A 24,365-nucleotide genomic window follows, 5' to 3' on the forward strand; every position below is an offset into this window, starting at 1 on the left:
ATGAATCAAAATCTTGGCAATCTAATGAAAGAAGCCCAAAAAATGCAGCAAAGAATGCAGGAAGCTCAGCAAAAACTGAATATGCTGACAGTTACTGGCGAATCTGGCGGCGGGATGGTTCGTATTAAAATGAAAGGCAATCACGATGCAGTGGAAGTTAAAATCCAGCCTTCACTAATGGAAGAAGAGGTCAGTATGCTGGAAGATCTGGTTGCAGCAGCCATCAATGATGCGAATCGCAAAGTCGAAAAAGCGTCCAAAGACGAAATCAGTCAGCTGACTGCCGGTTTGAATATCCCAACCGATTTCATGAAAGACAAAGACGGGGAAAAATAAGAGTTATGAATGCGTTGACGAGGCTTGTTGAAGCACTGCGCTGCTTGCCTGGAGTAGGTCCAAAATCTGCTCAGCGTATGGTTTTTCACTTGCTGCAACATCAGCGTCAACGCGGCCTGCATCTTGCTGCCTGCCTGGAGCAAGCCATGCAACATATCAGACATTGCGAACGCTGTAATGATTATACAGAAACCGAATTATGCTTCTTATGCCAGGACAAAACACGTGAGCAATCCACTCTATGTGTTGTGGAGACGCCTGCCGACGTGGCCGCTATTGAACAAAGCAGAGTGTTTAAGGGAACCTATTTTGTATTAATGGGTAAAATTTCGCCACTCGATGGCCTGGGACCTGAAGACATCGGCTTGCCACGTTTACGCCGCCTGGTATTGGCTGAGCAAATTGAGGAAATCATTCTTGCGCTAAGCCCTTCAGTCGAAGCTCAAACCACCACCCATTTTATTCGAGAACTGTTTAGTGATTGCAGCATTCGTATCAGTCAGCTGGCACGAGGCATTCCCTCCGGCGGCGAGTTGGAGTTCCTTGACGTCAATACTATTGGTAACGCATTACGTAATCGAGCCCTTGTGAATGAGTAAATGTCTTAGAATCTCAGTACTCTTTTTATTGCTTTTCATAACCGGTAATATTTTTGCCTCTTTTAATAAAAGTTTGTGGCCTATATGGGAGGTTAACAATCCGCTGTCAAAGGCAATCATTCAACATACAGAGTGGCAGGAATTCCTGCAAAAGCATGTAATAACCAATGAAGAAGGAATTAATCTGGTCGATTACCCCAGCCTGAAGGAAAATGACCGCCAACTTTTAAAGAAATATATCGAGCGGATGTCAACCGTTAGTATCAGTAATTTTAATCGAGCAGAACAATTGGCTTACTGGATTAATGTCTATAATGCAATCACTGTACATACTGTGGCCAGTTACTATCCCGTAAACAGTATCGATGAAATTAATATCTCACCAGGCTTGTTCAGTATTGGCCCCTGGGGTGCTAAATTGATTACCGTGAATAATATTTCCTTATCTCTGGATGAAATCCAGAATCGTATTATACGGCCAATCTGGAATGATTCTCGAAGCCACTATGCCCTGAATAATGGTGCAATTGGCGCCCCCAATCTTAGCCGGCAGGCATATACCGGTGAAAAACTGGATGAACAATTAAATCAGGCTGCCTTTGAATATGTTAATTCCTTGCGTGGCGTACAGGTTATCGAGGGCGAACTGGTTGTTTCCAAGATATATGACTGGTTTAGTGAAGACTTTGGCGAAACAAAGCAGAATGTGATTAACCATATTAAACAATTTGCTAAAGAACCACTAAAGCAGCAGCTTAAGCACATCAATACAATTGATAATTATGTATACAATTGGCATTTGAACACAAGCGTTGCCAAGCAGGACTCATAAATGGAAGCCAGTTCAAGGCAACTTGCGAAACAGGGCTTTTTCAGTTTTGCGAGTTTTAATGGTTTGTTTCTATTATTTCAATTTATTTACAGCTTTTCATTGAGCGCCAGCTTTATTCATGCCGTAGCATTGCCCTGGCAGGTTTACTTTGAATTATTTCTAGCCCTTGTCCTGCAACTCTTTTTATATGTTTTGCTATCCCTGCTGCAGACCGCTTTATTATGGGGAATTGCGCCGAAGCCCACTTCGAAAGAACGCCTGGACCGGTGGGTTTTCATCATTCTGATTACTTCCTTCATCGCCATTTTGAGCCTTAACGGCTATTTTTTCCCTCTAAGCGTATTTAGCAAACTCTTTGACTTTCCACCAGTCCTGTTAATTACCCTATTATTTAGCTCTCTTAGCCTGTTACTTTTGGCGGGTTTTATCACTTTTACCCGCTTACTAATGCTAAAACCTTTGATCATAAGCGGTGTACTTATCACTTTTCTGATACTGTTCCTGATTCCATGGTCGAAAAAGGAAAGCCACTTTTCCAATACAGAATCGCCCAATGTCATTATTATTGGAGTGGATTCCTTAAGTCCCGATCAAGTCAACCGGGAAAACATGCCCTTTCTTGCGGGATTTATAGCACATAGCCTGCACTTCAGTAATACAGTCAGCCCGCTAGCACGTACGTACTCTGCCTGGGCGAGCCTGCTAACCGGCTTGCATCCTCTCCACCATAGGGCACGAGAAAATTTAATTTCCAAAAAAGAAATTAACAGTGCCGCAAGCCTTGCCTGGACACTGCAAAGGAAAGGCTATCAAACAGTTTTTGCCACAGACGATCGGCGATTTAACAATCTGGGAAAAGAATTTGGATTCGAGAAAATAATAGGTCCTAAAACCGGCGCCAATGATGTATTGCTTGGCTCCTTTTATGATTTCCCGCTAAGCAACCTGCTAATAAATTTTCGTATTAGCCGCTGGTTGTTACCTTATAACTATACGAACCGCGCCGGTCATTTTTCCTATTATCCTGAAACCTTCAATAAGGAGTTGCAGCATTCTATCCTGGAACTGGATACGGCAAAGCCTGTTTTTCTGGCTGTACATTTTACCCTGCCGCACTGGCCCTATGCCTGGGCAGCTTCGTCAGCAGCGCAGGTCAAAAATGAATATAGCCTGGAAGAACGTGAAGGGCTTTATTATGCAGCGCTGCACAAGGTTGATCAGCAGGTTGAAATATTATTTAATTTTCTCAAAAAAACAGGGCTTGTTAATAACAGCCTGGTTATTGTATTAAGTGATCATGGTGAAGTTTTATATAAAAAAGGATCCAGGAAAATTGATCCCACCTTATATCAGGGCAAAAGCTCAAGCCGGCTGGAATCCTACTTTCCCCGTAAAACCGCAACCGAATTGCAGCGAAGCGCAGGCCATGGCTCTGATTTATTAAGCCCTGATCAGTTTTTCTGTGTACTGAGCATGATCAGTTATCAACAAGGAATTGTCGTGAGTCCAATTAAAACGATCAAGGATCGCGTCGTATTAATGGATATTGCACCGACTATCTATTCGTATCTGGGAATCCATCCGCTTCCCCTGTCTGATGGCATTTCCCTGGCAGGCTTTCTTGGTTCAGCCACACACCTCGATGAACCAAACCGTCCGGTCATGCTGGAAAGTGGTTTCTTACCCAACTCAGCGCTAAGCAATGAAAAGGCAGTTGAATACGGCAGACTTCTTTTCTGGGTCAACCCGCAAACGGATGATTTGGAAATTCGCCCTGACCGCTGGCCGCTGATCAATGCAATGAAGCTCTATGGAATACTGGATGGTGACTGGCTGCTTGCCCTTTATCCTGACGATGAAACTTATATCACCGTGATACTTGATTTAAAGACAGGGAAATGGACTGACGAGGCCGAATCGGATTTTGCCAAACAATCACCCAGAGAAAAAATGCTGAGGCAATTGTTGAAATTCTATCATGTGCAATTACAAAGCTATCCCAAGACGCCGTCAGCGTTTAAGGAGATGCCGCAGTGAGCAGAAATGGGTTGTAAAGCAACATTAAAGTCCGGCTGACAATTGAAGCTGCTCCAACGATTTAAATAACTCCTCTAACCGCGAATTCTTCTCCCTTACCGGTGATGAATATAAAGCCACAATACGTCTTAACGCCTGCAGATTACGGCTGCCGGGTTTAGCAATCGTATCCTGGCTAGAATCCGGATAAGCGGCCAGTGAAATATGGCGGTTTTGTAATTCAATTAATAAGGCATCCATCACATCTTCGAGTGTTTTACACACACAGATAACGGCATTACGCCCGGCGTCGGAGAGAGGTTCCATATCGTGAATCATCAGGCCCTTCGCTCCTGCCTGCAGGGTTCTCATGAGATAACGCGTATCTTTATTCGAAAAATAGCCATACAAATCGATACACTGTTCGGTGCTTAATTGCTGATACAAAATAGCCATTTGCCGGGCAAATTCTTTATCAGCTGATTCGGATACTGAAGAAGCTAACTGGCTTCGTAAATACATGGACGCATCGATAAGACGGTTTGGATTAAACCAATATTTATAGGCCCGGAATAAATCATTCAAGCCCTCATGAATCAAATCATTAGTCGATAAGAAATTGGGTATTTCACATTGTTCAATCGCAGTCTTGATAATGTCGCGAGTCATCTCATTAATTTCGACACAAATCCCAGGCGGTAACTCATCCCCATGAAAAAGATAATCCTGGATTGGGTTATATCCTCTTTGTTTCATGTTTTGCAAAATGGTCTGATGAATGACTTCGATAAAATAATGCAGCTGGCAGAGGGTATTTTTGATGGTAATTTCTCTTTCTGGATTTAAGCAGCTGCCATATAAAAGTGTTGGCTGGGTTTTATAAAAAAATAAGGCATTGATTAACTCTACACAGGCAGGTTCGGACATTTGCTGATAAAAACCGAGGCAGTCACGCTCATTTAAATGCAGAAACTGCTCTTTGGCTAAATTGACTTTATCATTAAACCGGTTGGCGAAATGAATTATTGCATTGAGCCAATCGTTCACGGACTGAGCTTGTATAATCTTTCTAAGCATAGGAGCCAGCAATTCGCTATCCGCCCTCTTTGGCTGGGGCTCCTGATCAAGAACCAGGGCCATTAAGTTTTTATAGTAATACAGTAGGCTATTGATAATTCTGGCTTCATAATCATCTGTACCGCCCTGCATCCATTTCAGTTGGTATTTTTCAATCTTTGAAATGCATTGTGAATAGATCGTTTCAAATAGATGGCATGATTCCCAGCTCGAGTTTTCGCCGGGTTGGATCAGGCGCGACAATTTTTCATACAGCCTAATCAACTCCTGGCAATATTCAACAATCAAACGAGTTTTTGAGTGAGGGGCAGAGGAATCAAGCAGGGGCTTTAGTTTAGCCTCATACACTTTAATTTCATATTTTAATTCAGCTTTTACCCGGCAATTCTCATCAATTAGCCAAGGTAATGGTACCTGTATGGTTTTAATCATCCCTTACGTCCCTGCCTCATTAATTCGTATCCAGGAAATGCCATCTTACTGCTGCTCTTTTGATTGTAGCGTAGACTCAAGGCTTTGAACAATAACAAATTTCAGCGCCTATATCCCTGAAATCGGCTGCTGACTTTCATTAAATAAACGAGTAATTAAAGCGCAATAGGTATATAATTGTGATGAGTTAATCGTATTAATATCAATGGAGATTTATTTATGCCCATGCATCGCAAATCTATTTTCCTAATTGACGATGCGCCTCCAGAAAGCCAACTTATTGATTATTTTAATAAATTTAACTTTGACATTATTCCCGTTGAAAGTATGTCAAAACTTGATGAAATAACTAAGGAACCAGTCGCCCTGCTGGTTGCTGCCAATCTAATCGAAGCAAAAACAATCAAAGTCCACCAGCTTTATGAACGCTTCCGCGTGCCACTGATTATCATAAGCAACACTGTGAATGAACAATTATGTATCAATATGCTGGAAGCAGGAGCTGATGATTTTTTAGTGAAACCAGTTCATCCTCGTGAACTACATGCGCGTATTGGCGCGATTGGCCGTAGAGTAGCGCGTGCCAAACAGAATGCAGAGGGTGAAAAGGAAGTCTTTCTTTTTGCAGAATGGCGTCTTTATCCAGCTGCGCGGCAGGTTTTTGACGAAGCGCATCAGGAACTGTTATTAAGCGCCGGTGAATATGATCTTCTTTACGCCTTTGTTCGCCAGCCTCAGCAAATATTAGGCCGCGAGTTCCTCTTACAAATAACCAAACACTCTGATCTTCACCCCTATGATCGCCGCATTGACGTGCAAATCAGCCGCTTGAGGCAGAAAATTGAGCGGGATTCTAAAAAACCTGCCCTGATAAAAACGATTCGAAATGGCGGCTACCTCTTTACCGCACTTGTAGAAGTGATGAAGGAACCAGGGGAAGGTCATTAAGATTTGAACTGGATTCACCATAAGATTGTCCAATCTCCGATGCATTTGTGTTAGGATGACCAGGTTTCGCTCAAACTTTATCAATGATTAGAGAGTCAATCATGGCAAACTTTAGCTTTAAACAAGTTCAATTCGCCAAAAAAAGCCTTATTTTCAGTGCTATTATCCTTTTACTGGTTGCCTATTGGTTTTTCCGCTCTCCATCCATCAAAGGCCAGGACAAAAGCGACAAGGTTGTGGAGACGATTACTTTAACTAAAGGTAATATCCAGGAAACCATTCATCTCCTGGGCACCATTCGCCCCAAACATGTAGCAGTTTTAACGGCTAAAGGCAGCGGCATCCTTGATATTCTAGCCAATACCGGCCAATTCATTACCAAAAATGAATTGATTGCCAAAATTGATAATCCTGACAATGAAAAATCGCTGCAATTGTCTGAAGCAGCTGAACAAATTGCCCATGACCAATATCAGCGTTTGGCAGATCTGGTTAAAAAGGGATATGTCAGCCCTAAAGAAGCGGATCAGCAGAAACAAACCTGGGTTGCCACCCAAAAAGAACTTGCCCAGGCCAAGCTTGATTTAGACACCCTGCGCTTCTATGCCCCTTTTAACGGCATAATTGGCGTTTACAAAAAACGGGAGGGTATGCAAGTCAGCCAGGGAGATGCAATCGTTACGGTGTATGACCCGGATTCCCTGGCTGTTGATATTGACCTGCCCTGCACCGCATTGCCCTCCATCAAGGCAGGCCAGACCGTCAAATTGCTTAACCATAATTACAAACTCTCCCATGTGCAACCCATGCTGGACGAAGACACTCATATGTGTCCTGCCGACATCGACATTGTCTGCAAGCACTGCCTCATTGGTTCCACCGTGGAGCTTGATCTGGTTGTTCGTGAGCATAAAAAGGTAATCGTAGTGCCGTCCTCCGCAGTTTTCTTGAGAAATGGCGCTCCTTTTGTATATGTTATGAGCAAAGGAAAAATCGAGCTGGTGGCTATTAAAACGGGGTTACAAGACAAGTCATCCCTGGAAATTACTGAAGGCTTGCAGGAAGGCCAAAAGCTTATTATTAAAGGGCAGGAACGCTTATACCCGGGAATGTCCGTCAGCGAATACATCCCTGATAACCCAACCAAACATTCCTAACTATGAAAATTACCAGCTACTTTATTAAACACCCTGTAGTGACCATTATTCTGAATGCGCTCGTCGTAATAGTAGGATTATTATGCATTCAATCATTGTCGCTTAGAGAGTACCCGGATATTACTTTTCCGACAATCAGCGTGAGCACCAGCTACCCGAATGCCAGCCCTGATTTGGTCGAAACCGCGGTGACTAACATTTTAGAAGACAGTTTATCCGGTATTGAGGGCCTGGATACCATTACTTCTCAATCCCAGAGCGGTTCGTCTGAAATTACCCTGACCTTTCGTATCGGCACCCCTATGGATAGAGCTCTCAGCGCTACACAGGATGCAGTGGGTCTGGCCAAATCATTTTTACCTACCGAAGTCAAATCCCCGCGCATTGAACGACAACGGCAAAACACAGGCCTTCCCTTTATCGGCATTGCAGTAGAATCAAGTACCATGGATTTTGCAGAGCTGACGCATTTTGCCAATTTAAGGCTGAAGAATGAGTTTCGCAGCGTGCCAGGGGTTTCTTCCGTAAGAGTCTGGGGGCAGCCCTATACTTACAATATCAGTCTTGATCCCAAAAAGTTATACGCATTCGGGATCAATGTCGATGAAGTGATTAGCGCCCTTGAGAAAAGCCGTGTCTCTTTACCGGCCGGAAACTACCAGAATAAAATCCCCAGCACCTTAAACTCCGAATTAAGATCAGTCGAAGATTATGAGAATCTGCTTATTAAACCCGATAGAAAACACCCCGTTTTTTTAAAGTCCCTTGCCGATGTTAAATTAGAGAGCGATAACAGCCAGGTTCGCGTACGCGTTAATGGCCATGCAGGAATTGTATTATCTGTAAACAGGGCTAATGATGCCAATCCCATTGAGGTATCCAGGCAGGTGCGTACCACGCTGCAGTCTGTTCAACAGAGCCTGCCGTCTTCAGTACATGCCAATATCATTCTTGATCAATCGCAATTTATTAATGCATCGTTAAAAAACATTCAATCCGCAATCCTTGAAGCAGTATTGCTGGTACTCATCATCGTGTTCCTTTTTCTAAGAAACTGGCGGGCGACTATCATTCCGCTGGTAACAATCCCGATATCACTACTTGGCGCGATGATTTTCTTAAAACTGTTTGGCTTCTCTATCAATTTGATGACCTTACTGGCAATGGTTCTTGCTATTGGACTGGTAGTGGATGATGCCATTATTGTACTGGAAAACATCTGGCGTCACATTGAAAGGGGCGAAACCGCTATCAATGCTGCATTACTGGGTGCCAAGGAAATAGGTTTTGCAATCGTGGCGATGACCTTTACCCTGGCAAGCGTGTACATGCCCTTTGCTTTTATTGACGGGATGCTAGGGCAATTATTTGTAGAGTTTGCAGTGGCTTTGGCAGGCAGTGTTTTTGTATCTGGAATGGTAGCTTTGACCTTATCGCCGCTGATGTGCGCAACATTTCTGGGTTCTCATGCCAATCCACGCTGGCCGCAAATTGACATCTTGTTATCCCGCTTGACAGAACGCTATAACCGCCTGCTGGAATGGGTAATCAGTAAGCGATGGTTTGCAGTCCTCGCGTCACTGGCCACAATCAGCATTTGCATCCTGCTTTATTTAAATACACCTTCCGAAACCGCTCCCAAGGAAGACAGGGGTCTAATTGGCGTATATACCCCGCCATTAAGCAGTGAATCGCTGGATGATTTGGACCGGAAAGTCAGTCAATTCGAAAAAACTACCAATTCCATTCGCGAGTCTGATTATAAATTAACTTTTATGGGCGATTGGGGAGCCAGTATCGTTCTGCCGCTAAAACCCCATGCCGAGAGAAAACGCTCGGCAGAAGAGATCGTGGGGCACTTAAGGCCTGAATTTAAAAATATCCCTTCAGTCGATCCCTCTGTCTGGAGCTGGAACAGCGGCCTACCCGGCATTGATGATGCCGGCCAAGGGGCCGAGCTATCTTTGGTTATTTCCGCCCCCGACAGTTTCCGCGACTTATTTGATCACGTTGAAAAATTAAAAGCGGTGCTCGATTCCAGCAAAGCGTTTGAATCCATCAGTTATGATTTACGACTTGACACCATGGGTTATTCCATTGAACTGGATAATAATACCTTGGGCAAATTGGGACTAAGCCCAGGACAGGTTGCCAAGACCATTGAAGTGTTTTTTAGTGCCGATAAATCGCTCAGTTTTCAAAAAGATAGCGTCCTTTACAATTTAACGGTCAAAGGAAACAACAACCCCTGGACCCTGAATGAACTCTATCTGACGACTCCTGAGGGCAAGCGCGTTTCCCTAGGCGCGTTCACAACTATGAAATCAAAATCCCAGCCCTCCACCCTGGAGCACTACAAGCAAATGCGCTCGACGACATTGCATGTCCAGTTTCCAGCCAAAACATCTATCGATAAGGCAATGGCACAATTATGGAAATTATCCAAAGACGAATTACCCAGCCAATATAAATTGACCTGGAGCGGCGCTGCAAAGGCCTATACGGAATCCTCGCATACCATGCTCTTTCTCTTGCTGTTAGCGCTTATGTTTATTTATGCAATCCTGTCGATCCAGTTTGAAAATTTCATTGACCCGCTAATTATACTTTTCACAGTGCCACTCGCTTGTTCAGGCGCTCTAGCCGCCACCTATTTTTCAGGGCAATCCTTAAATGTCTATTCACAGGTAGGTTTAATTACCCTGATAGGGTTAATCAGTAAACATGGGATTTTAATAGTTGAGTTTGCCAATCAGCTGCGCGCAAAAGGGCTTACAGCCAGTGAGGCGGTAAAAGAGGCCTGCACGCTTCGGCTGCGCCCTATATTGATGACCACGGGAGCAATGATCTTTGGCGCCATCCCTTTATTACTGTCACATGATGCGGGAGCGGAGTCGCGGCATGCCATTGGAACGGTTTTGGTAAGCGGTCTGGCAATTGGCACCCTGTTTACCCTGTTTGTTCTGCCAGGAGTCTATTTACTGATTAATAGCAGGCGTCTAATAAATCCCCAGGCCTGATGCAACGCACCCCGGGGGCTAGCTCATAGCTATCTACACAAATACAGTCGAATCCCCGCGGTCGCAGCCACGGGGATTCGGAGCGGGAAAAACAGTTGTGTAGAGAGTATGGGGCTAGTCCCCCTGGTTCTCTTTTTTATTTATCTTCCTCATCCTTGCCGTTTTCACCATATTGTCCCCCACCTTGAGGATTTCAATTTGAAAATCCTCTATCTGCAGGCAGCTGTCGGCGGTTGGAATATACCCCAGATGCTCGATAATAAGACCGCTTAAGGTTCGCGGCCCTATCATCGGTAATTGCCAGCCCAGTCCACGCTTTAGATGCCTGAGCGTGATACTGGCATCAACAATGATTGTATTATCCTCTTCCTGTACAATATCTTTACTCAATGCAGCAATATCGGTTGTGAACTCCCCAATGACCTCTTCAAGAATATCTTCAATGGTTACCAGCCCTTGCAAATCGCCATATTCATCCACCACAAAGCAGCTACGCTTTTTTTCCTTGCGGAAATTGAGGAGCTGTACATTAAGCGGAGTCGCCTCCGGGACAAAATAGGGGGCATCGGCAATTCTGAGCAGTCCTTCCTTATCCAGTTTTTCCTCAAGGACGAGATTTAATACATTGCGGACATGCACCATCCCGACCAAATCATCAATACTGTTGCGAAATAATGGCAAGCGCGTATGTTGCGCTGTTTCAAGCTCATCAAGAATCTCATGCCAGGGCTGCTCCAAATCAATACCAACAATATCGACTTTCGGTATCATGATGTCTTCCACAGTTGCCTCTTCCAAATCCAGCAAACTGATTAGCATCCCCTGATGTTCTGCGGGCAGCAAACCGCCTGCCTCATTAACAACAGAACGCAGCTCTTCACCGGTCAATGCGTCCCGCTGTACTTTGTCCAGGGAGATACCGGAGAGCCGTAAAATGCCATTATTGAAGGCGCTGATTATATAGACCAGCGGTGCCAGAATTCTTTGCAGCAGCATCAATGGCAGTGAAACCCGAAAGGCGGCTTGCTGTGGATGCAAAGCGGCCAGCGTTTTGGGCAGCATCTCGGAAAAAACAAGGATAATAAGGGTGAGCAACAGCGCAGCCAGCGCCACACCGGTGCTCCCAAATAAACGCTGTCCAATTAAAGTGGCCAGCATTGAAGCCATGATATTGGCAAATGTATTGCCAATTAATATGACTCCAAGCAACTTGTCAGGGCGTTGCAGCAGTTTAAACACACGAACGGCCTGTCGATTATTATTTTTAACCCAATGCTTCAACCGATAACGGTTGATGGACATCATTCCGATTTCCGAGCCCGAAAAAAAGGCGGAAAAAATAATCAGGATGAACAGGGCGATCGACAGCGTGACCAGTGAAAACTGCACTTGGATTCCTTGGCTGGTTAAATTGCAAACTGAATTATACTCTTTATACAGTAAAGATTACACAGAGAGAAACACCTGTGGTACTATGATTGTTTTTTAAATCAGGCAGGCATCCATGTTTGATAATTTAACTAAACGGTTGACGCAAGCGTTTAAAACATTAACTGGCCAAAGCCATTTTACTGAAGAAAATACTCAGCAGGCACTCCGCGAAGTACGCATGTCCTTATTGGAAGCTGATGTTGCTTTGCCGGTTGTAAAACAGTTTATAGAACAGGTCAGGGAAAAAACACTCGGCCAGGCGGTCGATGATAAACTTAAGCCAGAACAGGCGCTGGTCAAAATTATCCATGACGAACTCATTGTCATCTTGGGCAGTGAACGAGCCGAACTGAACTTTAAAACACAGCCGCCGGCTGTTTTTCTCATGGCTGGTTTGCAGGGGTCTGGTAAAACGACTACTTCGGCCAAGCTCGCCCGCCATTTAAAAGAGCAGGAAAATAAAAAAGTCATGCTGGTGAGTGTGGACGTTTACCGTCCCGCAGCGATTGAACAATTACAATTGCTAGCCGAACAGCTTGGCATTACTTTTTTCCCAGCGCATGCGCAAGAGAATCCACTTGATATAGCCCAGCGCGCACTGGATAGCGCTAAAAAACAATATATGGATGTCGTCATTTTCGATACCGCGGGCCGCTTGCATATCGATAGCGAGATGATGGATGAGATCAAAGCATTGCATCATGCCGTCAAGCCAGTGGAGACCTTATTTGTCGTTGACAGTATGACGGGACAGGATGCAGCCAATACGGCCAAGGCTTTTCACGATGCCCTGCCCTTAACTGGTATTATCCTAACCAAAACGGATGGGGATGCCCGCGGTGGAGCGGCCTTATCCGTGAAGCAGATTACAGGCCAGCCCATCAAGTTCATGGGAACAGGTGAGAAAATTGATGCCCTCGAGCCATTCTATCCCGATCGGGTCGCCTCCCGTATTTTGGGAATGGGTGACATCCTGACGCTGATTGAAGAAGTTGAGCGCAAAGCCGATAAGAAGACCAGCGAAAAGCTGGCACAAAAGCTGAAAAAGGGGCGTGGTTTTGATTTGGAGGATTTCAAACAGCAACTTCTGCAAATGAATAACATGGGCGGCATCAGCAGCATGATGAGCAAACTGCCCGGCATGAGCCAAATTCCGCAGCAGGCGATGTCTCAGGTGAATGATAAAGCATTGGCAAAAACCATTGCTATCATCAACTCAATGACTAAAAAAGAGCGCCGTATGCCTAAAATTATTATTGGTTCCCGCAAGAAGCGGATTGCAGAAGGCTCCGGCACACAGATTCAGGATGTAAATCGATTATTAAAGCAATATGAGCAAATGCAAAAAATGATGAAAAAAATCGCCAAGCCCGGCGCACTGAAACAAATGATGCGTGGATTGGGCGGTTTAACTGGCATGAAGGGTATTTTACCCGACGATTTCAAATAATTGTCAGAATGACTTCACATGTCGTGTGAATTTTCGTACAATACACGGCATTTTTACGTAACCACTCTTAGAAGAGGAAAATAATGGTCGTTATACGTTTATCAAGAGCAGGCGCTAAAAAGCGTCCTTTTTACCATATGGTTGTTACAGACAGCCGCAAACGTCGTGATGGAAACTATATCGAACGTATCGGTTATTTTAACCCAATCGCCAAGGGACAGGAAATTCGTCTTCACATTGAAATGGATAAGCTAGCCCATTGGACCAATGTTGGCGCTCAGTTGTCTGACCGTGTAAGCGCTCTTGTTAAAGAACATAAGAAGAAAGCTGACGCTGAATAACGTGAGTGATGCAGCTGACTGGATTATTGTAGGTCGTTTTGGTCGAGTGCATGGCATTAAAGGCCTTATTACCGTTCATTCGTTTACAGAACCGCGTAATAATATTCTCGACTATGCAGACTGGCATATGTCAATTAATAAACAGTGGCAACCTGTTGAACTTTCACAAGTTGAACTGAGCGACAAGCACATCCTGGTTAAAGTCAAAGGCTATGATGAGCGGGAAAAAGCGGCCAGTCTGACAAACATTGACATTGCGATTCATAGCAGGCAATTGCCTGTGCTGGACCCGGGTGAGTTTTATTGGCATCAACTTGTTGGGCTTAAAGTGATTAACCAATCGAATGAATTATTAGGTACGGTCACTGAAGTAATAGCGACAGGCTCCAATGATGTTCTGATTGTAAAGGGAGAGCGCCGCTATCTGATTCCATATCTACCCGGTCAATATGTTGTAAAGGTTGATTTAAGCCAGCAAACCATTCTGGTCGATTGGGATGCCGACTTCTAATGTTACATCTCGGTGTGATTAGTCTCCTTCCAGAGATTTTTGACAGTTTGAGTTATGGTGTTACTGGCAGAGCGCTTGAGCAGGGCTTGGCTCGAATTGACCATTGGACACCCCGGGATTGGGCAAACAGGCCATATCGCCAAATTGACGACAAGCCTTATGGCGGTGGTCCTGGCATGGTAATGATGTATGAGCCCTTGCATGCCGCAATAGAGCATGCCAAAACCATTCTGCCTTCAGGATTTCGGACTATCTATCTGAGTCCCCAGGGCAGGCAAATCAGGCAAAAAGACCTGAATGAAATAGCTGCACAGAAGCAGTCTTTGCTTTTTATAGCAGGACGGTATGAAGGAATTGACGAGCGAATTATCCAACAGCATGTTGATGAAGAATGGACTGTTGGGGATTTCGTAATGAGCGGCGGCGAACTGGCCGCCATGATTTTTATTGATGCAATTTTGCGTTTATTGCCCGGCAGTCTGGGCCATGTGGATTCTGCAGAGCAGGATTCGTTTATGAATGGCTTACTGGACTGTCCGCATTACACCCGGCCAGCCTCGGTGAACGGCCTCGATGTACCGAAAGTTTTGTTAAATGGGAACCATCGGGATATAGAGCGGTGGCGGCGCAAGGCATCTTTAGGAAATACCTGGTTGAAAAGACCGGATTTACTGGAAAAAATCGATTTAAGCGATTTGGACAAAGAGTTACTGAGCGAGTTTCAAAACGAGCACAGAAACTCCTGATAAAGCAACTGGGGTGTTACTTTCCGCTGACAGCAGTATGCCTGCAGCATCAGGAAGCATCCTGAATAACTGGCTCTCGCAGCGACAGACCATACTTGAGGAGTGATGATTCATGACTAACATTATTGATCAGCTGAATGCCGAGCAGATGCAAGGCAAAAATATTCCTGATTTCAGCCCAGGTGATACCGTTTTAGTACAGGTAAAAGTGAAAGAAGGCACCCGTGAGCGTTTACAGGCTTTTGAAGGCGTTGTAATTGCCAAACGCAACCGCGGCTTAAACTCTGCGTTTACTGTGCGTAAAATTTCTCATAACGTTGGTGTTGAGCGTGTATTCCAAACTTACAGCCCTATCGTTGACAGCATCACTGTAAAACGCCGCGGGGACGTTCGCCGTGCTAAATTGTATTATCTGCGTGATTTGGCAGGCCGCGCTGCCCGTATCAAAGAGAAGTTAGCCACCAAGAAAGAAGATTGATTTAGTCTTCTGATTTGTATGAAAACGCCTGGTTACCGCGCTTTATGCGCGGATACCCAGCGAGACCATCGAGATGCCGCTAAAGCGGCTCCTCAGGTCGAACAGATCGAGGTTTAATTTTTACCTAAACCAGTCTGATGTTCCGCACTGTCATAATTCCTCGTCTCCATCTGAGGCTTTTGATTGAACAGCGAAAAATATTGACGGACCGCTTTCGGGTCTACTACCCCATCTTTCATGACTTCTTTGTAAGCAATATGCTCATCATGGGCAATATCAGTAATTTGTGTATGACGCATCGCTTTTTTGAATTTACGATGCATATCATCGCACATCGCCAGAATATCATAGGTGGATTGAGCGCTTGGCTCATGATCTTTCAGTGTTTCTTCAAATTGATCGATAGACTTTCTGCCCAGTTTGGCGATCTTGCGCATACTGCTATTGTCTTCAATTCGCTTGGGTCCCCAGATCGCCTTGTAAACCATTGTTGAAAATCCTCTGGTAATTGGTTTTAGCAGCCAGGTCAAAGGCGTTGTTACTATTTCAATACCTCCCCTCAACAAGCTGAAAACACCATCCACAAATCGCCAGGGATTTAAAGTAAATAAGCCGACAAGGGTTTTGGCAAAACCGCTGCCCAAATTAGCCAGACCCATTAAAGGCTGCCGCATATCCTGCTTAAGAGGATAATAGGAATCAGTCGATTTATAGGGGGTGAAAAAATCCGTGAATAATTTGATAATCTTCTTGAGGTGATGCCTGACAGGAATATAAGACCAGTCCCCCAATCTCACGGGATCATAGCTGCGATGCGGGTATTTTCTCCATTCCTTTTCCAATCTTACCTCATGGGCTGGAGCCTGTTGTAAATTAAAATAGGCATTCAGCAAGCCCTCGGAAGCATCATTATCTTCCATCACTGAAACCCCTTTGAATAAGGCCACTTTTTCCATGAATCGCATCGGGATACGGATATTGCGCTTGCTGTATTGCGATACCTGATTCACTTTTCTGGGCGCAAACTCCTCTGTGAACCATTTCTGGTACTCAGCCAACCCCGCCTCCACAGCTTCAGTATTTGCAAACTTATCTTTAATTTGTTCTTTCATGGAGCCGATGAAAATTGCTGCGGCTTCGTTTCCGGCATTCAAGCCCATAAAATAGGAAAGACCCAGACTGGCATCACCCACTAATTGCACATTCACCCTGGATCCGTCTTGTCGTTCTACCTGTTTGCTCACTTGTTTGGCATGCGTGGCAGGCGCTTCATTTACACTGACACGAACAGTCTTCATATCTATTAAAGAGCGTTCCTTATGGCATTTTTGAATTTTATGCTCCAGATAACGGCTAAGGAAATGTCGTATATGCTCCGGGATTTTGTCCTTGTCGTCAGAATTTAAGTAAATTGGCTTTTTGGATACAGCTACTTTTGTCAGATGCTGAAATACCTCTTTCGAGATCATCATCTGCATGGTAATCGGCGTTTTGCCATCCGCATAGTGGCCGACATACTCATTAGCGATGAGGCCATTGCGAGCCATTTCCTGATAAAAAGCTGCTGTTGCTATCCCGGAGTCTTTATACTCGCCATTAATTTCGTATCGAAGCTGCAATACGTAATCAAATTCATGCTTGACTTGATTCTCTTCGCCAAAAAAACTTTGACTCACAACACTATGCGTTCCGTCTGCGCCAATGATCATTTTAGCGTCAGGATAGGCTTCAAGCACTTTTTCCCTGATATTTTCTTCGGTAATTTCTTCAATGATAATTTTGGAAGGATCAAAACCAGATTCGGTTTCCTGGCTTAAATCTTTATATAATTCTTCAAGCTCGCTGGTGCGGATATGCGGATCTTTTTTTAGTCTTTCAAGCAAAGGTTTCAAACGAGGATGGTTTTCTGTTTCAGTCGCTTTCATCATCGCTTCCATATGTTCCCATTTCATTACAAGCGTGTGTTTGCGCTGGTATTCACTGTATTTTTCGTAAATGACAATATTTAAGGCGGGGTTTATTTTCTTCATCGACCAGGCATAGAGAAGCCCGATAGGACCAGCACCGACCACGACAACATCAACCATAATTACTCTCCAGGAGTGCGTAAAATTTGCACTATTATACCCTTATGTGTGCAAAAATCAAGCACTTTTCACCTGGAGCTTCCTGTCTGTAGCAGGCGAGTTGTCACATCCAATAACGGTCTGGATGCAGTTCTTGCCCAAAAATAACAGCCAGCTTTGCGGAGCCTCGACCATCTCGCGAAAACTCATCGGCGGCTGCATTCTTCGCAAATAATGGAGTTCCCATTCAAGGGGCTGCTGCGCTTTTATTTCATCCAGTAGAAATTTTACCTTCTCCCAGTCGATCGTCGTTTTCATTGATTTGTTCAAATAGTCGTTGAGTAACTTTACCAGCCCCAGACGGACGGACTCTGCCATGGAGTCAGTCTTCCCAAGCTGTTCTATATAATCACTGCAGATTTCACGATAGGGCTCCAGGAACTCAACATTCATTCTTAATACTGCAATCTCGGTTTCGAGCTTCTGAGAATCCTTGTCAAGCTGTTCAAATTCTATGTCAAGCATTTTGTTGTTTTTAGTGGCTGTAAGAACGGGATTTTCTCTTCCCATATATTCGAGAACCGCCTTGCTGTCCCACTGCTCATTCGAACCCCAGGGATCATTGGTTGCATAGAACATCAGTTGGCTATTTTTAAAATAAACGACATACTGAAGCGCAGCGCTTATGAACTGAGTACAACCATATCCCGCTGCGCCCTTAAACAGACTTTCACCCTGTGCAGCATAAAGAAGGCTAATATGCTTCATGTCTTCCAAACGAAATCCATATCGGATTAATTCAAATGTAGCAATCGGCAACAAATCATCGCCGCTCCCAGGCTTTGCACCGCATTTTTGTTCAAGATAAATGATCCAGTCCAGTGCACGGAGATAGTCACCCGCCCGTAAAAAATCGAGATAATCCTTGGTTGTTAATGCCACGCTGCTACTCCTTGCAAGGGCTTATCCCACTAAAGAAATAATGGCAATAGCCGATATGGTAATTAAACAATAATAAAAAGAGCCTGCCATGAAAAAAAGTATAGCGTCCCTTTTGTTCATCTTGCCAGTTTCCTTATCATTTGCAAACTGCGATATTACCCGTTTTCGATGGGAATGTGATTTACCTTTGAAACCGGGCCCCTCCGCTTCGGCTCACTCGCTGGTTTATTGCGGTAACAGCTATGGTTATATGACTAAAGCCCAATATGATTTACTCTCACGCTATCATCGACGCAGCGTTAATATGGTGCTGAAGATTAATGGTGAATACGTTGACAGCCCATGTATACCGGCAGAACGATAGAGCAGTTATAATGGGCTTTTGAGTTAATCGGGATGGCAGCGTGGTTCAACAAATTATAACGAAGGAATTGCTTGTTACAATTATCCGAAAGCCGATTAAGCATCTTTATTTAAAAATAACAGCACCACATGGTGACATTGTTGTCAGCGCGCCATTACAAATGGCAAACTCATCAATCGAACAATTTATAGAAAGCAGGCGAGCCTGGATTGTTGAAAAGCATCGGCAGGTCAAAGAACACCGTCAGCCTCATCCTCTTCCAGCAGATCAAATAAAATATCTGGGAAAAACCTATTTTCTGGGGTTACAGGACCAGGAGAGCAATCAGATTCATGGACTCAATGATAAGACATTACATTACTCACTCCAGCCTGGAAACACTATCGATCGTTTACTGAATAGCTGGTATCGCCAGGAGTTAACTAATCATATTAAAATATTGCTTGAAAAATGGCAGCCGCTCATTAAGGTATTCCCCAACTATTTTGACATTCGCTCGATGAAGAGCCGCTGGGGTTCCTGTAATACGAAAACAGGGCGTATCTGTCTGAATTTACAGTTAATTCACCATCCTTTTGAATGCATTGAATATGTGTTCGTACATGAGATGGTTCATCTGCTTGAAGCGAGCCATAATCATCGGTTTAAACGATTCATGACTCAATTTTTGCCTGACTGGCAGGAACGGCGCAGATTGCTGAATGGGAAATAGCGGGGGCAACACCATCCGAATCCCCGCGGCAACGACCGCGGGGCTCACACGAAGCCTATTGAGAATATTGGTTTTGCTAATTTAAGGATAATGTTTGAAAGACTTGTTACTAACTGTAATTAATTGCTATTTTCAGCAACATAGGATTCCTCTGAAGGGCATGTTCGGCCACCAGACATGGGCCCCGCGGTCGCTGCCGCGGGGATTCGACTGCATTTGTGCAGATACCTATGGCTTTGCACGCGGGCTCGAGGCGCCTGGCAAGATCGCTGGATTCTGCGGATAAAACGCAGAACGTAGCAGTCAAAGGATTTGCTAATGTAGAGGTAAAGGATTTCTGATAAATCCTCGCTCTCCATTCAAAAATGGACTATGATTTCTCCTTTTTTGTGGATGTCCATGTTGGTCGACTCAAATCTGATTGATGATCTTTGCAACCAAGGCTTTCATATTGTAGATAATTTTCTGGGCGGCGAACACGCTAAACAGCTTAGGACGAACGCTTTAAGCGGCGATGCAGACCAGCGTTTCAGGCTGGCACGTGTTGGTAATTCGGCGATAAGTCAACATGAAATCCGCGGTGACAGCATTCTCTGGCTCGATCCCGATGAGTTTGATTTGGCAGTCAGCACTTATTTTCAAAAAATAAATCAAATCGTTCGCGAGTTAAACAACGTTCTGTTTCTCGGTTTAAATCAGTTCGAAACCCATTATGCCATTTATCAACCCGGCACCTTCTATAAAAAACACGTCGATCAATTTCAGAATGATAAAAGCAGGCGTATTTCCTGTGTTTATTATCTCAATGAAACCTGGCAAACTGAATACGGCGGCGCTTTAAAACTTTACAATAAAGAAGAACAACTCCTGACCTCTGTTTTACCGCAGGCGGATCGATTTATCTGCTTCACCAGCGATCTCCCCCATGAAGTTGAGTTAACGCAGCAAACCCGTATCAGCATTGCCGGATGGTTGAAGCGCTCGAATACCGATCAAATTATTAATTCAGTCTGTTGAATTTATTAGCCGATTGCTATTAAATGGATTGAAGGGACTTGCCCTTTTCAAATCCAGGGAGTGGAAAATGAGCCTCAGCAAAGAATTTATTTCGCTGTTTAGTACCTTAATTGAACAATATGAAAAAAGTAATTTAAGCCGCTATTTATCCTTGGCCTCCTGGAAAAAAGATGTCCATGCTGAAAAAATTCTCGAGAATATCAAATCCCTTTACAATTGTTTTAGTACAACACCTGATGTTTTTGATGAAGACAATTTGCTCGATTATTTAAACCGTTCCTCCCTGCAGCTCCTCACGGATGATCCGATTTTCTTAACCCATATGGGAGAGTTTAACAAGCAGCATGCAAAAAACAGGAAGGATGAGCATCACCTCGGCACTGCTTTAATGATAAAAATCAATGCGAAAACCAGCCTTACAGGCAACTTAATGGAAGCTATTTTCAAGGAAAGAAATGCTCACTGTTTAGAAATTTTAGCTTACAGAGACAAGATACAGACACTGCAGACCCAGATAGAACAGCTATCTCAGCAAATACTCGACCTGAAGTTGCAAAACGATGAACTGGAACGGCATCGGGGCGATAAGGAAGATGAATTACAAAATCTTAGAGAACAGGTTAATCGCTACAACGAAGCATGGGGCCTTATACAGAAAGCCAGCCATTCGGTGAACCCGCATGCCGTAAATGACAAAGAACCGCCGGGGATACAGCTTCCTGCAAAGCCTGTGATCAAAGAAGCAGAGAAACAACCGGCTACAGCCCCCGTGATCATCACTGCATCCCCTGAGCCAGATACTTCTTCAAAATCAAGTCCCTTACCCACAGCAAAACCGCCGGCAGCGCCCCCTCCTCCGCCAGGTCTTCCCCCACGTCCGGCAACCGTCCCGCAAGGGGAGCAGGTTACGGCAAAACGGGCTATCAAACTTCAGACAGTAGTCAAACGGACAGGGCAAACGCCATTTTTTAAGAGCGTGCAAGAAGAACTGGAGCATGTCCTGAAAAATCTGAACAAAATAGATGACACTGAGGCGAGCGCTGATGATAAAAAAAAAAATTCCTTCCAGACTGGTGTAACACAGAGGTATTAAAAAAACTTGAGGAGATAAGAAAGGCTAATTTAGGGAATGTATCCTCAAATGAGGAGCAGGAGGAGGAAGATGAGGAAGATGAGTTTAGTGATCACTTAAATTCCCCAAACTGAGGATTTTAGCTATACTGGATCTTTCTCCAATCAGTATGTCCAGCATGAACGCTTTGGAAATTAGACAACTACGCAAAACCTATGGCAATCAAATTGAGGCCTTAAAGGGAATTGATCTGACCGTCAAAACCGGCGATTTTTTTGCTTTATTGGGAGCAAACGGGGCCGGGAAATCAACGACCATTGGTCTGATTTCCACTCTGCTGATTAAAACGTCAGGCAGCATTCGCATTTGCGGCTATGATTTGGATGAACATCCCTATCTCGCCAAATCCTGCCTTGGTTTAGTGCCCCAGGAGTTCAATCTTAATATTTTTGAAACCTGCGAGCAGATCCTCCTGAATCAGGCAGGCTTTTACGGGATCCCCCGCCGCAAGGCGAAAATCCGCGCACATGTCCTGCTGGAGCAATTGGGTATATGGGAAAAACGCAATAGTATCGTTCGGCATTTATCGGGTGGAATGAAACGGCGCCTGATGATTGCCAGAGCCCTTATGCATCAGCCGCGCGTTCTCATCCTTGATGAGCCGACAGCAGGTGTCGATATTGAAATTCGCCGCAGCATGTGGGACTTTCTAACCCAAACTAATGCAGAAGGCACAACCATTATTTTAACCACGCATTACCTGGAAGAAGCAGAACAGCTCTGCAAGCATATCGCCATTATTGATGAGGGGATGATTATAAAAAACACATCCATGCGAAATCTCTTAAATAGCCTGAATCACCAGACATTTGTCTTTAATACCCAGGAACCCATCGAACAATTACCCCCAATGCCCTTGTTTGAAACCAAGCTTATTGACTGTACCACCTTCGAACTTCGCGTGAGCAATAATGTTTCTCTAAATGATGTATTTGCCGAGCTTACCGCCAAAGGTATCAAAATTCAAAGTCTGCGTAATAAAACCAATCGCCTTGAAGAACTTTTTCTGGATTTAATTAATCATGACCATTAATCAACAGCTGATTGCTTTCTATACGGTTGTCCGACGCGAACTCGTGCGGATGTTTCGTATCAGCTCCCAGGTATTTCTACCGCCTGTTATAACAACAGCTCTGTATTTTCTAATTTTTGGCACTTTAATCGGCCCAAGAATTGGAAAGATTGACGGGGTTTACTATCCGGAATTTATTGCCCCTGGTTTGATTATGATGACAGTCATAACGAATGCCTACGGCAATGTTTCGACTTCTTTATTTACTGCCCGCTTTCAGAAAAGCGTCGAAGAAATGCTGGTTAGCCCAATGCATGATGGCTTGCTTTTGCTGGGATATGTGCTTGGCGGCGTTCTGCGCGGCTTAATTGTTGCTTTTCTGGTTTTCCTGGTGTCCTGGTATTTTGTGCCTATTGATCTTCACCATTTGCCAATGACTTTATTGGTCGTACTGCTGGTTTCTGCTGTTTTCTCCCTGGCGGGTTTTACCAATGCCATGGTAGCAAGGAATTTTGACGATGTGATGCTGGTTCCCACCTTTGTTCTAACGCCGTTAACCTATCTCGGAGGGGTCTTTTATTCCACAGCGATGTTGCCTCCTTTCTGGGAGAAGTTATCCCATCTTAACCCTATACTTTATATGGTTACTGCATTGCGTCACGCGATGATTGGCAAGCAGGAAATGAACATGAATTTATCGATGTGCATTATTTTTGGGTTGATGTTATTATTAATTGGTGTCAATATGGTACTGCTAAAGAAAGGGGTTGGATTGCGAGAATAAACACTGCAAGGAGGTCATATGTCGTCAGCTACTATTCTCTCGAATTTTATTTTGGAACTTGAGCGCATTGTTAAATCAAATGAAGAAGAGACACAGTTTTGTCAACGGATTACATTACTAAAAAATAAATTACAGGGCGTTCATAATTTTGAGGATGCCGTTAATGTCTTCAAAGACATTCCCAAACAATCCAGTCCGATGCAGATGACCTATTTCACTGAGGAGACCCTCCTGCAAAAAATAGCGGGATGGAGAAAAACCCTTGAAGACAATGATGTTCGTCGAAGCGAGACACGCAAGAAACTGGTAGACTTGCCTCTCAATGCCAAGGCAGAACCACTACGCCAATTGTGCCTTGAATTATTAGATAATACCAACTGCAGTCTGGAGTGCAATTATCCCAGCTTAATGCGCTGCCTGAATGTGCTTGATATACAGGCACTCTTTAATTATATGGTGGAGCTTGAAGATGCCCCCAAGCCAAAAAATCCTCTCTCAAGCGCCTTCGCCGCCCTTACCCCCAGGAACGAACAACATGCATTTTGTCTGCAGCTAATAAATAATATTTCTGCAAAATACCATTCCCGGCACTTGCCCGAACATGCGGCATTTAATAGTGACGCAAATGATTTTATGCAGAATTTACTCATTGTCTATGGCAATTTATTTCCTGTTGTACAGGAAACTCCGGAAGACAGCAATGATGATGCACCAGGATGCTGCCTGGTCTCCTAACCCCCCCAAACACCTGGGCGCGCAACGACATGCGATTCGCCTGGGCTCTCTTTTTCATAGCATAAATCCATAGGCTAAAAAGCCGTATCTTTGCTACACTATTTAATCCAAATGCCCATTCCTAAAAATTGTTTTTATTCGCTGTACAGGCGTTGACGACTTTATCAAACCTGTTATATGGTTAACAAATCAATGCTGATTTAAACAATACGTTGAAAAATTCAATG

General features: G+C 44.2%; 23 protein-coding genes (1 of these 23 cut by a window edge). 19 read left to right on the forward strand and 4 right to left on the reverse strand.

The genetic code is table 11. The annotated features are described in order from the left end of the window. The 4 genes in view from DYH42_RS13610 to DYH42_RS13625 are tightly spaced (at most 5 nt apart) and all read left to right on the forward strand, a layout consistent with a single transcriptional unit that may run on beyond the window. A protein-coding gene (locus DYH42_RS13610; protein WP_058525106.1) for a YbaB/EbfC family nucleoid-associated protein crosses the window boundary here: on the forward strand, positions 1-336 show its 3' portion. 6 nt of this gene lie to the left of the window's left edge; only the last 336 of its 342 coding nucleotides appear in the window; its start codon lies beyond the left edge, outside the window; the stop codon is at positions 334-336. Positions 337-341: 5 nt separating this feature from the next. Then, a complete protein-coding gene (gene recR / locus DYH42_RS13615) occupies positions 342-935 on the forward strand; it encodes a recombination mediator RecR (protein WP_058525107.1) in 594 nt (197 codons plus the stop codon). Beyond that, on the forward strand, positions 928-1,767 hold the full coding sequence (locus tag DYH42_RS13620; RefSeq protein WP_058525108.1) for a DUF547 domain-containing protein: 840 nt from the start codon (positions 928-930) through the stop codon (positions 1,765-1,767). Before recR ends, DYH42_RS13620 begins: the two co-directional genes overlap by 8 nt. Further along, on the forward strand, positions 1,768-3,804 hold the full coding sequence (locus DYH42_RS13625; protein WP_058525109.1) for a sulfatase-like hydrolase/transferase: 2,037 nt from the start codon (positions 1,768-1,770) through the stop codon (positions 3,802-3,804). It begins immediately after the preceding gene. Between the two features lie 24 nt (positions 3,805-3,828). Here DYH42_RS13625 and DYH42_RS13630 read toward each other — a convergent pair whose 3' ends face one another. After that, positions 3,829-5,292, reverse strand: a complete 1,464-nt coding sequence (locus tag DYH42_RS13630) for a hypothetical protein (protein WP_058525110.1) — start codon at positions 5,290-5,292, stop codon at positions 3,829-3,831. Positions 5,293-5,511: 219 nt separating this feature from the next. Between DYH42_RS13630 and DYH42_RS13635 the strand changes: the two genes are divergently transcribed. The 3 genes from DYH42_RS13635 (at position 5,512) to DYH42_RS13645 (ending at position 10,417) form a co-directional block, all read left to right on the forward strand. Further along, positions 5,512-6,240, forward strand: coding sequence for a response regulator transcription factor (locus DYH42_RS13635; RefSeq protein ID WP_058525111.1), 729 nt, complete (start codon positions 5,512-5,514; stop codon positions 6,238-6,240). A gap of 101 nt (positions 6,241-6,341) precedes the next feature. Continuing rightward, positions 6,342-7,397 carry an efflux RND transporter periplasmic adaptor subunit gene (locus DYH42_RS13640; protein WP_058525112.1) on the forward strand — a complete coding sequence of 352 codons (1,056 nt, stop codon included), beginning with the start codon at positions 6,342-6,344 and terminating at the stop codon, positions 7,395-7,397. A 2-nt stretch (positions 7,398-7,399) separates the two neighbouring features. Then, entirely contained in the window at positions 7,400-10,417 is a 3,018-nt protein-coding gene (locus DYH42_RS13645; protein WP_058525113.1) for an efflux RND transporter permease subunit, read from the forward strand. 114 nt (positions 10,418-10,531) lie between these two features. On the opposite strand, the gene DYH42_RS13650 is transcribed toward DYH42_RS13645, so the two are convergent. After that, positions 10,532-11,806 (reverse strand): HlyC/CorC family transporter, encoded by a 1,275-nt coding sequence (locus DYH42_RS13650; RefSeq protein ID WP_058525114.1) that lies wholly within the window; start codon positions 11,804-11,806, stop codon positions 10,532-10,534. A gap of 115 nt (positions 11,807-11,921) precedes the next feature. On the opposite strand from DYH42_RS13650, the gene ffh reads away from it, so the two are divergent. From ffh to rplS, 5 genes are all read left to right on the forward strand, one after another. Next, positions 11,922-13,298: a signal recognition particle protein gene (gene ffh / locus DYH42_RS13655; RefSeq protein ID WP_058525115.1), complete on the forward strand. Its 1,377-nt coding sequence runs from the start codon at positions 11,922-11,924 to the stop codon at positions 13,296-13,298. Positions 13,299-13,381: 83 nt separating this feature from the next. Continuing rightward, a complete protein-coding gene (rpsP, locus tag DYH42_RS13660; protein WP_058525116.1) occupies positions 13,382-13,639 on the forward strand; it encodes a 30S ribosomal protein S16 in 258 nt (85 codons plus the stop codon). Between the two features lies 1 nt (position 13,640). Continuing rightward, positions 13,641-14,150 carry a ribosome maturation factor RimM gene (gene rimM, locus DYH42_RS13665; RefSeq protein WP_058525117.1) on the forward strand — a complete coding sequence of 170 codons (510 nt, stop codon included), beginning with the start codon at positions 13,641-13,643 and terminating at the stop codon, positions 14,148-14,150. Beyond that, a complete protein-coding gene (gene trmD / locus DYH42_RS13670) occupies positions 14,150-14,896 on the forward strand; it encodes a tRNA (guanosine(37)-N1)-methyltransferase TrmD (protein WP_058525118.1) in 747 nt (248 codons plus the stop codon). The genes rimM and trmD overlap by 1 nt, the downstream gene beginning before the upstream one ends. Positions 14,897-15,008: 112 nt before the next feature. Beyond that, on the forward strand, positions 15,009-15,374 hold the full coding sequence (rplS, locus tag DYH42_RS13675) for a 50S ribosomal protein L19 (protein ID WP_058525119.1): 366 nt from the start codon (positions 15,009-15,011) through the stop codon (positions 15,372-15,374). A gap of 113 nt (positions 15,375-15,487) precedes the next feature. On the opposite strand, the gene DYH42_RS13680 is transcribed toward rplS, so the two are convergent. Both DYH42_RS13680 and DYH42_RS13685 read right to left on the reverse strand, forming a co-directional pair. After that, on the reverse strand, positions 15,488-17,461 hold the full coding sequence (locus tag DYH42_RS13680; protein WP_058525120.1) for a hypothetical protein: 1,974 nt from the start codon (positions 17,459-17,461) through the stop codon (positions 15,488-15,490). Between the two features lie 57 nt (positions 17,462-17,518). After that, positions 17,519-18,382: a helical bundle domain-containing protein gene (locus DYH42_RS13685; RefSeq protein WP_058525121.1), complete on the reverse strand. Its 864-nt coding sequence runs from the start codon at positions 18,380-18,382 to the stop codon at positions 17,519-17,521. Between the two features lie 88 nt (positions 18,383-18,470). Between DYH42_RS13685 and DYH42_RS13690 the strand changes: the two genes are divergently transcribed. The 7 genes from DYH42_RS13690 (at position 18,471) to DYH42_RS13725 (ending at position 24,138) form a co-directional block, all read left to right on the forward strand. After that, positions 18,471-18,746, forward strand: coding sequence for a hypothetical protein (locus tag DYH42_RS13690; RefSeq protein ID WP_058525122.1), 276 nt, complete (start codon positions 18,471-18,473; stop codon positions 18,744-18,746). Between the two features lie 40 nt (positions 18,747-18,786). Next, positions 18,787-19,458, forward strand: a complete 672-nt coding sequence (locus tag DYH42_RS13695; RefSeq protein ID WP_058525123.1) for a M48 family metallopeptidase — start codon at positions 18,787-18,789, stop codon at positions 19,456-19,458. 399 nt (positions 19,459-19,857) lie between these two features. After that, entirely contained in the window at positions 19,858-20,475 is a 618-nt protein-coding gene (locus DYH42_RS13705; protein ID WP_058525125.1) for a 2OG-Fe(II) oxygenase, read from the forward strand. A 67-nt stretch (positions 20,476-20,542) separates the two neighbouring features. Further along, the gene (locus DYH42_RS13710) at positions 20,543-21,568 is read left to right on the forward strand and encodes a hypothetical protein (protein WP_058525126.1); all 1,026 of its coding nucleotides are present in this window, start codon (positions 20,543-20,545) and stop codon (positions 21,566-21,568) included. 157 nt (positions 21,569-21,725) lie between these two features. Further along, the gene (locus DYH42_RS13715; RefSeq protein WP_083503217.1) at positions 21,726-22,640 is read left to right on the forward strand and encodes an ABC transporter ATP-binding protein; all 915 of its coding nucleotides are present in this window, start codon (positions 21,726-21,728) and stop codon (positions 22,638-22,640) included. Further along, complete coding sequence (locus DYH42_RS13720; RefSeq protein WP_058525128.1) at positions 22,630-23,403, forward strand: ABC transporter permease; 774 nt, start codon at positions 22,630-22,632, stop codon at positions 23,401-23,403. The genes DYH42_RS13715 and DYH42_RS13720 overlap by 11 nt, the downstream gene beginning before the upstream one ends. A gap of 18 nt (positions 23,404-23,421) precedes the next feature. Next, entirely contained in the window at positions 23,422-24,138 is a 717-nt protein-coding gene (locus DYH42_RS13725) for a hypothetical protein (protein ID WP_058525129.1), read from the forward strand. The last annotated feature ends 227 nt before the right edge of the window (positions 24,139-24,365 follow it).

Origin of the sequence: Legionella birminghamensis (genome assembly GCF_900452515.1) — a bacterium.
Classification (GTDB): Bacteria; Pseudomonadota; Gammaproteobacteria; order Legionellales; family Legionellaceae; genus Legionella_C; species Legionella_C birminghamensis.